Annotated in this window: 10 protein-coding genes; 3 read left to right on the plus strand and 7 right to left on the minus strand. The window is 44.7% G+C overall.

The genetic code is table 11. The features are described from left to right. Positions 1–114: 114 nt before the first annotated feature. From phoU to A3774_RS14340, 5 genes are all read right to left on the minus strand, one after another. Complete coding sequence (phoU, locus tag A3774_RS14320; RefSeq protein WP_067869052.1) at positions 115–852, minus strand: phosphate signaling complex protein PhoU; 738 nt, start codon at positions 850–852, stop codon at positions 115–117. Between the two features lie 20 nt (positions 853–872). Next, positions 873–1706 (minus strand): phosphate ABC transporter ATP-binding protein PstB, encoded by an 834-nt coding sequence (pstB, locus tag A3774_RS14325; RefSeq protein WP_067869055.1) that lies wholly within the window; start codon positions 1704–1706, stop codon positions 873–875. A gap of 37 nt (positions 1707–1743) precedes the next feature. Further along, on the minus strand, positions 1744–3432 hold the full coding sequence (pstA, locus tag A3774_RS14330) for a phosphate ABC transporter permease PstA (protein WP_197468074.1): 1689 nt from the start codon (positions 3430–3432) through the stop codon (positions 1744–1746). 26 nt (positions 3433–3458) lie between these two features. Further along, on the minus strand, positions 3459–5732 hold the full coding sequence (locus A3774_RS14335; RefSeq protein ID WP_067869060.1) for an ABC transporter permease subunit: 2274 nt from the start codon (positions 5730–5732) through the stop codon (positions 3459–3461). Between the two features lie 141 nt (positions 5733–5873). Next, positions 5874–6845, minus strand: coding sequence for a PstS family phosphate ABC transporter substrate-binding protein (locus A3774_RS14340; RefSeq protein ID WP_067869063.1), 972 nt, complete (start codon positions 6843–6845; stop codon positions 5874–5876). A 266-nt stretch (positions 6846–7111) separates the two neighbouring features. Between A3774_RS14340 and A3774_RS14345 the strand changes: the two genes are divergently transcribed. Beyond that, positions 7112–7510: an acyl-CoA thioesterase gene (locus A3774_RS14345; protein ID WP_067869067.1), complete on the plus strand. Its 399-nt coding sequence runs from the start codon at positions 7112–7114 to the stop codon at positions 7508–7510. 42 nt (positions 7511–7552) lie between these two features. Here the strand turns inward: A3774_RS14345 and A3774_RS14350 are convergent, their stop codons facing one another. Next, positions 7553–8782 carry a nucleoside recognition domain-containing protein gene (locus tag A3774_RS14350; RefSeq protein WP_067869070.1) on the minus strand — a complete coding sequence of 410 codons (1230 nt, stop codon included), beginning with the start codon at positions 8780–8782 and terminating at the stop codon, positions 7553–7555. A gap of 122 nt (positions 8783–8904) precedes the next feature. After that, positions 8905–9864 carry a LysR family transcriptional regulator gene (locus tag A3774_RS14355; RefSeq protein ID WP_067869073.1) on the minus strand — a complete coding sequence of 320 codons (960 nt, stop codon included), beginning with the start codon at positions 9862–9864 and terminating at the stop codon, positions 8905–8907. Positions 9865–9979: 115 nt separating this feature from the next. Between A3774_RS14355 and A3774_RS14360 the strand changes: the two genes are divergently transcribed. Further along, entirely contained in the window at positions 9980–11395 is a 1416-nt protein-coding gene (locus A3774_RS14360; RefSeq protein ID WP_067869076.1) for an acetyl-CoA carboxylase biotin carboxylase subunit, read from the plus strand. Positions 11396–11413: 18 nt separating this feature from the next. Further along, complete coding sequence (gene oadA, locus A3774_RS14365) at positions 11414–13204, plus strand: sodium-extruding oxaloacetate decarboxylase subunit alpha (protein WP_067869079.1); 1791 nt, start codon at positions 11414–11416, stop codon at positions 13202–13204. Positions 13205–13267 lie beyond the last annotated feature (63 nt).

Consider the following 13267-nt stretch of genomic DNA (forward strand, 5'->3'; position numbering starts at 1 on the left):
CGTCACCGCCAGAGCGACAAAAAAGGGACCCTCAGATGAGGATCCCTTTATGATTAAAAAATTGTGGGACAGCAGTGGCCCGGAGGCTGTTTTTCATCGCATGAGTTAAGCTATTTATTCATTACCATCTGAGTCAGATGTAACGGCGCGCTTAATTTGTTTAAGGCTTCCGTGACGCACATCAGTACCGCTAACAAGGTAAATCAAGTGGGTTGCCATCGCTCGGGCATGTTCAGATATACGCTCTAGGCTACGTAGTACCCAGATTACATTCATAACGCTAGAGATTGAGCGTGGATCTTCCATCATAAACGTTGCAAGAGAACGCATAGCCGAGCGGTATTCCTGATCGACAGATTTATCCATTTTTGCCACACGGTAAGCGAGCTCCGCATCATTACGAGCAAATGCAGTTAATACATCTTTAACCATTTCACGGACTAAATTGCCAATATGGCGAACCTCTTGGTAGCCGCGAGGAGAGCTGCCTTCTTCAACCAACTCAATGGCATGGCGGCAGATACGACTTGCTTCATCGCCCATGCCTTCTAAGTCTGAAACCGCTTTTGATACAGCAATAATTAAACGTAGATCGCTTGCAGCCGGTTGACGGCGAGCAATAATCATTGTGCATTGCTCGTCTATAAGAACTTCCATCTCATTCGTTTGTTTATCAACTCGACGAGATTGTTCAGCGAGTTCCGCATCACCATTTAGTAGCGCATCAATACAATCGTGAACTTGACGTTCGACCACGCCGCCCATGGTAAGGAGCTGAGTACGAATTTGTTCCAGCTCTTCATTGAATTGCTGGGAGATATGCGTGGAATAATCTTCTGTTTTAAGTTCCATGATTTTTATCCTTCCCCAAATTAACCGTAGCGGCCAGTGATGTAGTCTTCAGTTTGTTTCTTTTCAGGGTTAGTGAAAAGCGTATCAGTTACACCAAATTCAATCAGATCACCCATATACATGAAAGCCGTGTAATCAGATACACGGGCTGCCTGCTGCATGTTGTGAGTTACGATCACTATAGTGAAGTCTTTCTTCAGTTCGTGGATCAACTCTTCAATTTTTAGTGTAGAGATTGGGTCTAATGCTGAAGCGGGCTCATCCAATAGCAATACTTCAGGTTTTACCGCAATGGTACGTGCAATAACGAGACGCTGTTGCTGACCACCGGACATACCTAATGCACTTTCATGTAGACGATCTTTTACTTCGTCCCATAACGCCGCAGATTTTAGTGCCCATTCAACGGTTTCATCGATAACGCGTTTTTTAGTGACGCCTTGAATACGCAGGCCGTAAGCCACGTTTTCGTAGATCGATTTAGGGAACGGATTTGGTTTCTGGAACACCATCCCTACGCGACGGCGCAGTTCAGCAATATCGACACTACGATCATAGATATTATCTTCATCAAGTAGAATCTGGCCTGTGATATGGCAATCATCAACCAAATCATTCATGCGGTTGAAGCAACGTAATAATGTTGATTTACCGCAACCGGATGGACCGATAAACGCTGTTACACGATTTTTCGGGATTAGCATATCAATACCGTGTAGGGCTTCGTTATCGCCATAACGCAATTTTAAATCTTTCACCTCAAGCGCCAAGTTTTCTTCCTTGAGGTTTAATGTTTGGTGGTCACGCTGCAAAGAAGAGATATCAATTGCGTGTGTTTTAGCTTCGCTAGTCATTTTAGCAACCTTTTAAAAAATTAAGTCCGACTTCTAGTTACATTTCAAGCGCTTTGAATTTTTCACGCAGGTGATTTCGAATCTGAATTGCTGTCAAATTTAGCAATGCGATTACGATCACTAGCAGAAGCGCCGTTGCGTATACCAGCGGACGAGCCGCTTCAACGTTGGGGCTTTGGAAACCTACATCGTAGATGTGGAAGCCCAAGTGCATAAATTTCTGATCTAAATGTAGGTATGGGTAGTTCAAATCCAATGGTAGGCTTGGTGCCAGTTTGACCACACCAACCAACATTAATGGCGCTACCTCACCGGCAGCTCGCGCAATAGCCAGTATGACACCGGTCATTATGGCGGGGCTTGCCATTGGAATAACGATTTTCATCAGGGTTTCGAACTTCGTTGCACCGAGTGCTAAAGATCCTTCACGAACTGCGCGAGGGATACGTGTTAAGCCCTCTTCAGTCGCAACGATAACCACTGGAACGGTTAACAGTGCCAATGTAATAGAAGCCCACATAAGGCCGGGTGTTCCGAATGTCGGAGCTGGCTTTGCTTCTGGGAAGAAGGCGTCATCTATATGACCACCTAAAAAGTAAACAAAGAAACCAAGACCAAATACACCGTAAACGATCGAAGGTACACCCGCTAAGTTGTTTACCGCGATACGGATAAGGCGGGTAACAAATCCTTGTCTTGCATATTCACGTAAATATACAGCAGCAACCACACCAAATGGCGTAACGATAACAGACATGATGAGAACCATCATTACTGTACCGAAGATTGCAGGGAAGATCCCCCCTTCAGTATTAGCTTCACGTGGATCTGTTGAGACGAACTCCCAAAGTTTTTGGAAGTAGTGCACAAGTTTGCCACCAAGGCCCATATCATTCGGCAGGAAAGCACGGACAATTGAGGCTATTTTAAATTCAACAACTTGTCCATTAGCGATCTCAGCGGTAATGCTGTCACGATTAATTGCTTTGTATAGTGCGAGTAGTTCACTCTGAAGACTCTCGTATTCAGCATCTAATTCTAGACGGCGATCCGTAATTGCTTGGTAGGGTGCAGTCTCTACGACCTCTTTTAGCTGTAATGAGCGTTCTTTCAAACGAAGACGTTCAAGCTCATAGTTGATTGAGCTAATTTCGCCCTTCTCAATATGATCAATCTTCTCTTGAATCGACGTTACCCGCTCAATACGGTTTTGTAAGGCATCCCATAAAATCTGGTATTCAGGGTTGCTTTCGTAACCGTCATGGCTAGCAACTAATTTCCCTTCTTCCTTAATGCCGCGAAGGTAGCCGTAAAAATTACCCCATTCACGACGTTCTGCCGTAAATAGCATTTCCGGTTTTTCTTGGTTTCCAAGAAAATCATCGATAATCCAAATGAAATCGGTACCACCGTGATCACGGTTACCTACTTTCATAAGGGAGCGATGCATCTCTTCAACATTTTCAGCAACGGTGACACCGCTTCCTCGCAGCTGTTCTGCAGGAACGATCTCTGTTTGTACGCGTTCACCAATTAGACGAACACTGTGATCATTTTCGACATAGGTACCTTGAACTACATCGGCAGGCCAGAAATGTCCCAAACCACGAACGGCAATTAGGGAAAGTAACCCAATTACCATGATTAGACAGATCGCTACGGCACCGGCATTAAGCCATACCCAAGGTGCGCCGGATTTTGTCCATTCTGAAAAAGACTGTCGCATTAGAATTATCCTCTATTACGCACGGGTTAAAGTGAGCCGTATTTCTTACGCAAGCGCTGACGAACCAGCTCCGCTAGCGTATTCACCATAAAGGTGAATAAGAACAATACGAACGCGGCCAAGAACAAGATACGGAAGTGGGTGCTACCTACTTCAGACTCTGGCATCTCAACAGCTATATTGGCTGCCAAGGTACGCATGCCTTCAAAGATATTCACATCCATGATCGGCGTATTACCTGTCGCCATTAATACAATCATTGTTTCACCTACCGCACGACCCATACCTATCATGACCGCAGAAAAAATACCTGGGCTTGCGGTCGGCATAACAACACGCACTAAGGTTTGCCATGGCGTTGCTCCTAGAGCTAATGAGCCATAGGACAAGTGTTTTGGCACAGCAAATATCGCATCTTCTGTAATTGAGAAGATGGTCGGGATAATTGCAAAGCCCATGGCCACACCTACAACAAGCGCGTTACGTTGGTCGTAAGGAATACCTAACTCACTGGTTACCCAGTAGCGCATCTCTGTACCGAATAGCATCTGCTCTAAATAAGGCGCTATAGCAAAGCTAAAGTAGGTTGCTAGGATAATGACGGGTACTAACAGAGCGGCATCCCAGCCATCAGGTATAAGATACCTAATTGATTTTGGTGCCCCAGACCAAGCAAAAGCGAAGGCGATAATCGCCGCAGGTAGGACAAGGAGTGTGACGAATATTCCGGCGAGGTTGACCTCCATAAAAGGCGCTAACCATAAGCCTGCTAAGAAACCTAAGATAACGGTTGGTAAAGCCTCCATTAACTCAATGAAAGGTTTTACCTTGCGGCGCATCGCTGGAACCATGAAATAAGCGGTATAAATAGCCCCGCAAATCGCAAGCGGTGTGCCAAATAGCATGGCATAGAATGCCGCTTTAAGAGTACCAAACGCTAGAGGCATCAAGCTGTATTTAGGTTCAAAGTCATTTGTAGAAGCAGAGGACTGCCAAGTGTACTCAGGCTCTTCATAGCCTTCGTACCAAACTTTTTCCCAAATAGCGCTCCACGAAATTTCAGGATGTTCGTTATGAATCGCCCATAAGGTTAGCATATTGTCCTGTTCTACTAGCAGTGCGTTAGAACGCGGCGCTAGTGCAATCATATCGGCATTGCCTTCAGTGATTGCTGCACTTAATGAGGTACGATGTGCCGTTGTGCTGAAGAACGACAGTTGTCCTTCTTCAGAAATAGTGACAAAACCTTTACGGCGGTGTTCAATTGAGATTGAGCTCACCGCAGTATTACCATTTTCGAAGCTACGAACCTTAGTCATCACCCATTGGTTTTTATCATTACGTACTAAAAACCACTGGCTGGTTACACCTAGATCATCAGAGATAAGCAGTGAGTTACCCCCTAGTAGCATTTCGAATGAAGTAATATTGCCGGTAGTCGCGTCAATAAGCTGAGTAATAGCGGGGCCGCCTTCAGCCTTCATATTAACAATACCCAGCTTGCCACCATCACTAGCAATCATCATCCAGTTGCGATCAGGCATCAATAAAAGCTTTTTCGCTGAGATGTTCATGTTAGGTAGCGCAAAGGAGTTGGTTTCTGCAGACACTTCATCGGTGATGATATTGAGTGAAAGAGTCACCTCTGTAGCTGTCAGCTTAGATTTCTGGCCCCCGACGATTGTCCATTCGTCTTCACCACCATTTAAGGCGAGAACGTCCACTGGACCTTCACTTATAGTGATTGGCTCAGTGCCAAGAGGGTAAACGACCTCAGGCGAAATGACGCGAATACCATCAGGGTATGTGGATTTGTAGGATTGTTTAAATACTAGCGCTTCACCGTTGCTGAAGCCTAAGGCAAAAATACCACTGTATTCTGACGCAATAGCAAAGCTAGTAACGGTTGCACCGGCAGGAACATTAATAGTCTCCTGCTTGATTACATCACCGTTAAGAGTATTGAAGAACACAAGTTGGCCTAGATCTGTGATCCGTAAACCTATTTCCGCTTGTTCCTCCATTGTAAGGTAAAGTGTCTTACCTTCGCCTGGGACGGAATAGGGTGCAACCTGTTGATTATTCTCCTGCCACCTTTCTATATCTGCTGATTCAAATAGAGGCGCTACTTCATAGAGTAGATAGAAGAAGATCAGCAGAATGGCTACGATTACACTGATTCCACCGAAGGCTATGCCTGCCGCTGCAAACTTATCTTTCAGTGCGCGTATGCTTCTGTTTCGCTTAGCGGCTGGCGTATTAAAATCCAACTCGGCTGAAGCTATATTGTCTTTACTCATGGCGCGTTGGTCCTGAGGTTAACTGAATTTACGGCGCGTACAATATTAAAAGTTTGTTACACCAATGTTACAGAGGGTGCTTTAAGCGAAATAAGGGGGCCTAAAGGCCCCCTTATTGATGTCAAACGTGTTCGAGGCGTATTACATGCCTAGAGCAGCCATCTGTTTTTTAACTACAGCAGAAGGTAGAGGGATGTAGCCATCTTTAACTACAACTTCTTGACCTACTTTAGACATAACCATTTTCAGGAACTCTTTCTCTAGTGGTGCTAGAGGCTGACCAGGCTTTTTGTTCACGTATACGTAAAGTGAACGCGCTAGTGGGTAAGTGCCGTTAAGTGCATTTTCTGGTGTAGCTTCAACAAATGCAGTGCCTTCTTTCTTTGTCAAAGGAAGTGCGCGGACAGAGGCTGTTTTGTAGCCGATACCGGAGTAACCGATGCTGTTCAAAGAAGTAGATACAGATTGAACTACAGAAGCAGAACCTGGCTGTTCGTTAACGTTGTTTTTGAAATCACCTTTACAAAGTGCTTTCTTTTTGAAGTAACCGTACGTACCTGATACAGAGTTACGGCCGAAGATCTGAACTGTTTTATCAGCTAAAGAGCCTGTTACGCCGGCATCACCCCAAATAGAAATGTCGTTTGCAGCGCCACATTTACGAGTAGAAGAGAAGATCGCATCAACTTGCGCGATAGTTAGGCCTTTAACTGGGTTATCTTTATGAGCGAATACCGCTAAGGCATCGATAGCAACAGCTACAGGTGTTGGTTTATAGCCGAATTTTTTCTCAAAGGCTTCTAGCTCTTTGTCTTTCATTTTACGAGACATAGGGCCAATGTTAGATGTGCCTTCAGTTAGTGCTGGTGGAGCAGTAGAAGAACCGGCAGCCTGAATTTGGATGTTAACGTTAGGGTAGTTGCGTTTGAACTCTTCAGCCCACAATGTCATTAGGTTAGCAAGTGTGTCAGAACCTACTGAGGAAAGGTTACCAGAAACACCGGAAGCCTTAGTATAAACAGGAAGGTTGTTATCTAGAAGGTCAGATGCATTTGCAGCTACGCAGGTTGCAGAGATAGCAACAGCAGCAAATAACTTTTTCATAGGTTTCATGTAAAGCTCCAGAGAGTCTTAATATTTGTGTGAAAGTTAATATGCGGAGAACTATAAGGGGCTTTAATGACAAAAATGTGACAACACAAAACATTTTTTAAAAAGTGAACGTTTTTTCAATATGGGGTTTGAATGATTAATACTTTTGTATAGTCTTCGACTAATATTGATAAATAGCCCAGCGAGCTTTGTAAGCTTGATGGCATACGCTACCAAGTGAAGTTGGTTAAATAGCGTTAGTACGCTCCTGTCGAGGTGACTTAATAATGATATTAAATGATGATGAAAGCCTACAGCCAGAAGGTGAGCTGAGTTTACAGCTACCAGCGGCTTGTGATGCCACAAATATGTTTGGTGACGTTTATGGAGGTTGGGTGTCTGCGAAGATGGTACAAGCATCAGAGATATTTTCTGCTCGTCTATCTAAAGGTCGCATCTCTACTGTATCTATTGGTCAGATGGCATTTATGTCCCCGGTTCGTGTGGGCACTATTATGTCGTTCTATACTCAATTGGTAGAGACAGGTCATACCTCTATGCGTATCAAAGTAGAAGCTTGGGGTTGCTGCCCTGATGGTACGGAGTTGCGTAAAGTGACCGAGGCTGAGTGTGTGCAGGTTGCGATTGACGGTCATGGGCATATTCGTGGTTTGGATGCCTTCTAATCTTGTTGATAGCGCAACGTTATAAGTTTGTTAGATCAAGCATTAACCAAAAAACCAATAACCGACACTGATCGCGGCGATAATACCGGCTAAATCAGCCGTTAACCCGCAGGCTATTGCATGACGGGTATGGCGTATTCCCACTGAACCAAAGTAAACGGCCAGCACATAGAAGGTTGTTTCGGTTGAGCCTTGAATAATCGATGCGAGATAAGCAGGGAAGGAATCGACACCATGGGTGTTCATTGTTTCTAACATCATCGCCCGAGCACCGGAGCCGGATAATGGTTTCATGATTGCGGTTGGGAGGGCGTCAGCAAAGCGCGTATCGAACCCTAAAGCACCTAAGCCTTCACGCAGAAGCCAGATAAACCCCTCTAAAGCTCCACTCTCCCTCAGTACGCCTATAGCTACCAGCATCGCAAGTAGATAGGGGATGATCTTAATCGCTACCTCAAACCCCTCTTTTGCACCCTCAATAAATGTCTCATAGACGTTGACCTTCTTTATATGCGAAATCAATAGAAAGCCGATAACGGCGGTGAAAATTGTAAAGTTCCCAACAAGGGAGGATTGGCGCTGTAATTGATCCACCGTGAGGGTGGAGAAATAACCGATAAAGGCGAGTAAAAAGGCAATAAACCCACCGATGTAGAGCAGTGTTACACGTTCCCATAGCGGTATTTTCTGTACAAAGCTTACTGCCAATAATCCTGCTAATGTAGAGCAACATGTAGCAATTAGAATAGGGATAAATACAGAGGTTGGGTCACTAGCACCTTGTTGAGCTCGGTAGAGAAAGACGGTGATTGGGAAGAGGGTAACTGAAGATGTATTTAGGACTAAAAATAGAATTTGTGCATTACTGGCTGTATCTTTTTGCGGATTTAGCGCCTGTAAATCACGCATCGCTTTAAGTCCTAAGGGGGTTGCTGCATTGTCGAGCCCAAGGATATTAGCCGAGAGGTTCATAGTCATAGAGCCTAAGGCTGGATGGCCTTTAGGAACGTCTGGCATTAAGCGAGTAAACAAGGGACTTATTCCGCGGGCGAACTTATCCACAAGCCCAGAGCTTTCAGCTAACTTCATCATCCCTAGCCAAAACGCTAACGTGCCAATTAAGCCAATGGATAACTCGACAGAGAGTTTTGACATATCAAATGTAGATTGAACAAGGCGTTGAAACACACCGGAATCATCTAGCCAAAGCCACTGATACAAAGCAGCACTAAAGGCGATAAGAAAAAAGCTGAGCCATATGCGTTGTAGCATTAGATTCCCTGCTAATAGTCGGGGTCAACGGTCGATTTGAGTATAACGAAACGCGACATCAATGATATGGGCTAGGTTTCTATTTAGCAAAACAGCGGATGATGATATGAGCGATGTTACCGCTATATATCCATTCTGTTTTGAAGGTGTTCAAACTGCTGTTCAATTGTATCTAAGTTTGTGTGCATATAGTCCATAAAGGCTTTCATGGCTGGGGTCGGATATTTTGATTCTGGGTAAACCACAGACCAAGAACGATTTAATGGGAAACCGTTCAATGAGATAGCGTGAAGATTTTTAAGTCTCAGTTCCGCTAGCAAGCTGAGCTTAGGCAGAACCGCGACCCCTAAACCTGCGATAACCGCATGTTTAATGGCTGCATTTGAGCCTAATTCCATCACCCCCTTCAGTTTTAAGCCGTTTTTGAAACAATGATTTTCCAAGGCTAAGCGAGAACCTGAGCCTGCTTCACGTAGTAATAGCTGACTATTAAGAAACTGCTGCGGAGAAATGTTTTTTTGCGTTATAAATGGATGATTTGCAGGTACAACTGGAACTAGCTCATTGTTTAAAAAAGGTAAAACTTTCAGTGGCCTGTTTTCTGGTACAAGGCCCATAATTGTTAAATCATCTCTATTTTCTTCCATACGTTGTAAGGCTGTGGCGCGGTTAACAACGGAAACGGTGATATGAACATTAGGATGTAAAATTGAAAAATCTTTGATCAGATAAGGCACTACATATTGTGCAGTACTAACCGCCACGAGTCGGAGATCGCCTGCGACTTTACCTTGTTGTTCGCTCAGATCGATTTGTAGTTTTTCGAGTTCTCTAAAAATAGATTCAGTGTGTACCGCCAGGGCTTCACCTGCACCTGTAATGTATAAGCGCCTACCAACATATTCAAATAAAGGTGAGCCAAGGGCCTGCTCTAATTGCCGGATTTGCCCACTCACAGCCGGTTGGGTTAAGCCTAATTTCTCACCGGCTTTACTGTAATTTAGTGAAGAATAAACCGCATGAAATACCTGAAGTTGCCGGAATGTTAAGCGATTAGCGATGCGAGGTACTGTGTATTGCATAAGCTATATTTCATTCTATGTATAAGGTAGACCTTATAGTAAAACAAAAAAATAACGATTTCTTCTTTTAGTGATAGCCAATTACGCTGTGATTCTCGCTGTTGAGGAAAAGGTTATGTTGAAAAAAGTTTTGATTGCTAATCGAGGGGAGATCGCCGTACGTATTGTACGAGCCTGTGCGGAGATGAGTATCCGGTCGGTAGCGATCTACACGGAGCCGGATCGTTATGGGCTGCATGTTAAGCGTGCTGATGAGGCTTATTCGTTAGGTGATGATCCATTAGCCGGTTACTTAGATCCTTTGCGGATTGTAAATCTAGCCTTAGAGACCGGTTGTGATGCGATTCATCCAGGCTACGGGTTTTTATCTGAAAATCCTGAACTTGCTCGGTTATGCGAAAAGAACGGTGTAATTTTCATCGGGCCTAAATCGAGTGTTATACATGGCATGGGTGATAAAACTCAAGCTCGTGACAGTATGCGAGCAGCCAATGTACCGGTAACGCCGGGTTCAGAAAGCAATCTGAGTGGGCTAGACGAGGCGTTGGCGCTTGCTAAAGAGATTGGCTATCCCGTCATGGTCAAAGCAACCTCCGGTGGGGGTGGGCGAGGAATCCGTCGTTGCGATAGTGATGAAGAACTGATCACCCAATTTCCCCGTGTCATTTCTGAGGCAACGAAAGCGTTTGGGTCTGCTGAAGTGTTTATGGAGAAATGTATTGTTGATCCTTTGCACATCGAAGTCCAAATTTTAGCGGATAGCCATGGCAATGTAATCCACCTATTTGAGCGTGACTGTTCTATACAACGCCGAAATCAGAAACTGATTGAGATTGCACCAAGCCCTCAGTTATCCCAAGAGAAACGGGAATATATCGGTGATTTAGCGGTACGCGCGGCAAAAGCAGTTGGTTATGAGAACGCGGGAACAGTGGAGTTTTTGATCTCGGGTGATGATGTCTATTTCATGGAGATGAATACGCGTGTTCAGGTTGAGCATACTATTAGTGAGCAAATTACTGGGGTTGATATTGTTCAAGAACAGCTGCGAGTGGCAGCGGGTTTACCGTTAAGCTACAAACAAGATGATATTCAATTTCGTGGTTATGCATTGCAGTTCCGAATTAACGCGGAAGATCCGAAAAATGACTTCTTACCTAGTTTTGGCCGAGTGAGTCATTACTACGCGCCTGGGGGCCCAGGTGTGCGAGTCGATACGGCTATTTATACCGGTTATGAGATACCGCCTTATTACGATTCGATGTGTCTTAAATTGGTTGTTTGGGCCCTATCTTGGGATCAGGTGATCGCCCGTGGTCAGCGTGCATTAGATGACATGCGTCTACACGGTATTAAAACGACCGCGGATTATTATCAGCAGATCCTACGCCATCCAGATTTTAAGGATGCCAATTTTAATACGAGTTTTGTGCCGAATCATCCAGAACTGCTGGATTACTCCGTGAAACGTCACCCAAGTGAAATAGCTTTAGCTATTGCGAGCGCTATCGCCGCCCATGCTGGTTGGTAAGAGAAATAGGATTAAGTTATGACTACGAAAAAGATAGAAATTACCGATGTTGTTCTGCGAGATGCGCATCAGTCTCTTATCGCTACCCGTATGCGAACAGAGGACATGCTACCTATTTGTGAAAAATTAGATAAAGTGGGATATTGGTCGTTGGAAGCATGGGGTGGAGCAACCTTTGATGCCTGCATTCGCTTCCTTAAAGAAGATCCTTGGGAGCGTTTGCGTCAACTTCGTAAAGCCTTACCTAATACCCGCCTTCAGATGTTGCTACGAGGTCAGAACTTACTAGGCTATCGCCATTATGCGGATGATGTTGTCGACCGTTTTGTGCAGAAAGCTGCGGACAATGGTATTGATGTGTTTCGTGTCTTTGATGCATTGAATGATCTTCGCAACATTGAGCGTGCGATGAAAGCCGTTAAAAAAGCAGGCAAACATGCGCAGGGAACTATCTGTTATACCACTAGCCCTGTGCACACTAATGAACTCTTTGTACAGCAAGCTATTGATCTGAAAAATATGGGGGCTGACTCGATTGCCATAAAAGATATGGCAGGTCTGCTTAGCCCTTATGATACTTATGCTTTGGTTAAAGCGATAAAACAGGCCGTTGATCTACCTTTAGTGGTACATAGCCATTCTACATCAGGACTTGCACCGCTCTGTCAAATGAAGGCTATTGAAGCCGGTGCTGATGTAATTGATACCGCGATCTCCTCATTTGCTGGTGGTACAAGCCATCCTGCGACTGAATCCCAAGTGGCTGCGTTGAAGGGCAGTAAGTTTGATACAGGATTAGATCTTGAGTTGTTATCGGAGATAGCAGATTATTTCCGAGAAGTACGTAAAAAATATCATCAGTTCGAAAGTGAGTTTACACGCGAGGATATATCAGTACAGATCAATCAAGTTCCAGGCGGCATGATGTCTAACTTAGCAAATCAGCTAAAAGAGCAAAACGCATTGGATTCTATTCGTGATGTGTTTGCTGAAATCCCCCGTGTAAGGAAAGACCTCGGTTATCCACCATTAGTTACGCCAACCTCTCAAATTGTTGGAACCCAAGCAGTCTATAATGTATTGGCGGGGCAGCGGTATAAAACAATTACTAATGAAGTTAAGCGCTATTTACTCGGTGGATATGGCCGCCCACCTGCGCCTGTAAATGCTGAGCTACAACAGCAGGCCATAGGCGCAGAAGTCAGCAATGAAGGACGTCCAGCGGATTTATTAGTACCTGAGTTCCAAAAATTAAGTGATGAGATTGGCTCGCTGGCTAAAAATGAGGAAGATGTACTGACCTACGCTATGTTCCCTGATTTAGGCAAGGAATATCTACAGCAGCGTGAAGCGGGAACCTTAGAGCCTGAGGTTCTGACTGCTCTTAATAGTTCGCCAGCTCCCGTTGCAGCGTCTGAATTTTTAATCGATGTTCACGGCGAGAGCTATGAAGTGGCTATTACAGGTGTGGGTGATGCGGGTACTGGAAAGCGTAAGCTTTATATATCACTTGATGGTATGCCTGAAGAGGTTGTGTTCGAAGCCTTAAATGAGTTTGTTGCTGATGATACCAAAGGGCGAAAACGTGCAACGGACCCAGGTCATGTTAGTGCGGCAATGCCGGGTAATGTAGTTGAGGTATTAGTGCAAGAGGGTGACACAGTGACCGCAGGTCAAGGGGTTATGGTGATTGAAGCGATGAAAATGGAGATGGAGGTTCACGCGAACGTGGATGGAACGGTTAAGGCGGTTTATGTTCAAAAAGGGGACCGTGTTACCCCTGGCGAGATTCTGATTGATATTGGTTGAAAACCCCATTAGTCTGCGGATCGAGTTATTGATTTCGCAGACTTTTTTTAGATACGAGTGAGT

The sequence above is a fragment of the Neptuniibacter marinus genome (assembly GCF_001597725.1).
Taxonomy (GTDB): domain Bacteria; phylum Pseudomonadota; class Gammaproteobacteria; order Pseudomonadales; family Balneatricaceae; genus Neptuniibacter; species Neptuniibacter marinus.

What these genes read in the sequence shown, in the direction of transcription:
- phoU (WP_067869052.1), bottom strand. Translation starts at nt 852, where the DNA reads ATGGAACTTAAAACAGAAGATTATTCCACGCATATCTCCCAGCAATTC.
- pstB (WP_067869055.1), bottom strand. Translation starts at nt 1,706, where the DNA reads ATGACTAGCGAAGCTAAAACACACGCAATTGATATCTCTTCTTTGCAG.
- pstA (WP_197468074.1), bottom strand. Translation starts at nt 3,432, where the DNA reads ATGCGACAGTCTTTTTCAGAATGGACAAAATCCGGCGCACCTTGGGTA.
- A3774_RS14335 (WP_067869060.1), bottom strand. Translation starts at nt 5,732, where the DNA reads ATGAGTAAAGACAATATAGCTTCAGCCGAGTTGGATTTTAATACGCCA.
- A3774_RS14340 (WP_067869063.1), bottom strand. Translation starts at nt 6,845, where the DNA reads ATGAAACCTATGAAAAAGTTATTTGCTGCTGTTGCTATCTCTGCAACC.
- A3774_RS14345 (WP_067869067.1), top strand. Translation starts at nt 7,112, where the DNA reads ATGATATTAAATGATGATGAAAGCCTACAGCCAGAAGGTGAGCTGAGT.
- A3774_RS14350 (WP_067869070.1), bottom strand. Translation starts at nt 8,782, where the DNA reads ATGCTACAACGCATATGGCTCAGCTTTTTTCTTATCGCCTTTAGTGCT.
- A3774_RS14355 (WP_067869073.1), bottom strand. Translation starts at nt 9,864, where the DNA reads ATGCAATACACAGTACCTCGCATCGCTAATCGCTTAACATTCCGGCAA.
- A3774_RS14360 (WP_067869076.1), top strand. Translation starts at nt 9,980, where the DNA reads ATGTTGAAAAAAGTTTTGATTGCTAATCGAGGGGAGATCGCCGTACGT.
- oadA (WP_067869079.1), top strand. Translation starts at nt 11,414, where the DNA reads ATGACTACGAAAAAGATAGAAATTACCGATGTTGTTCTGCGAGATGCG.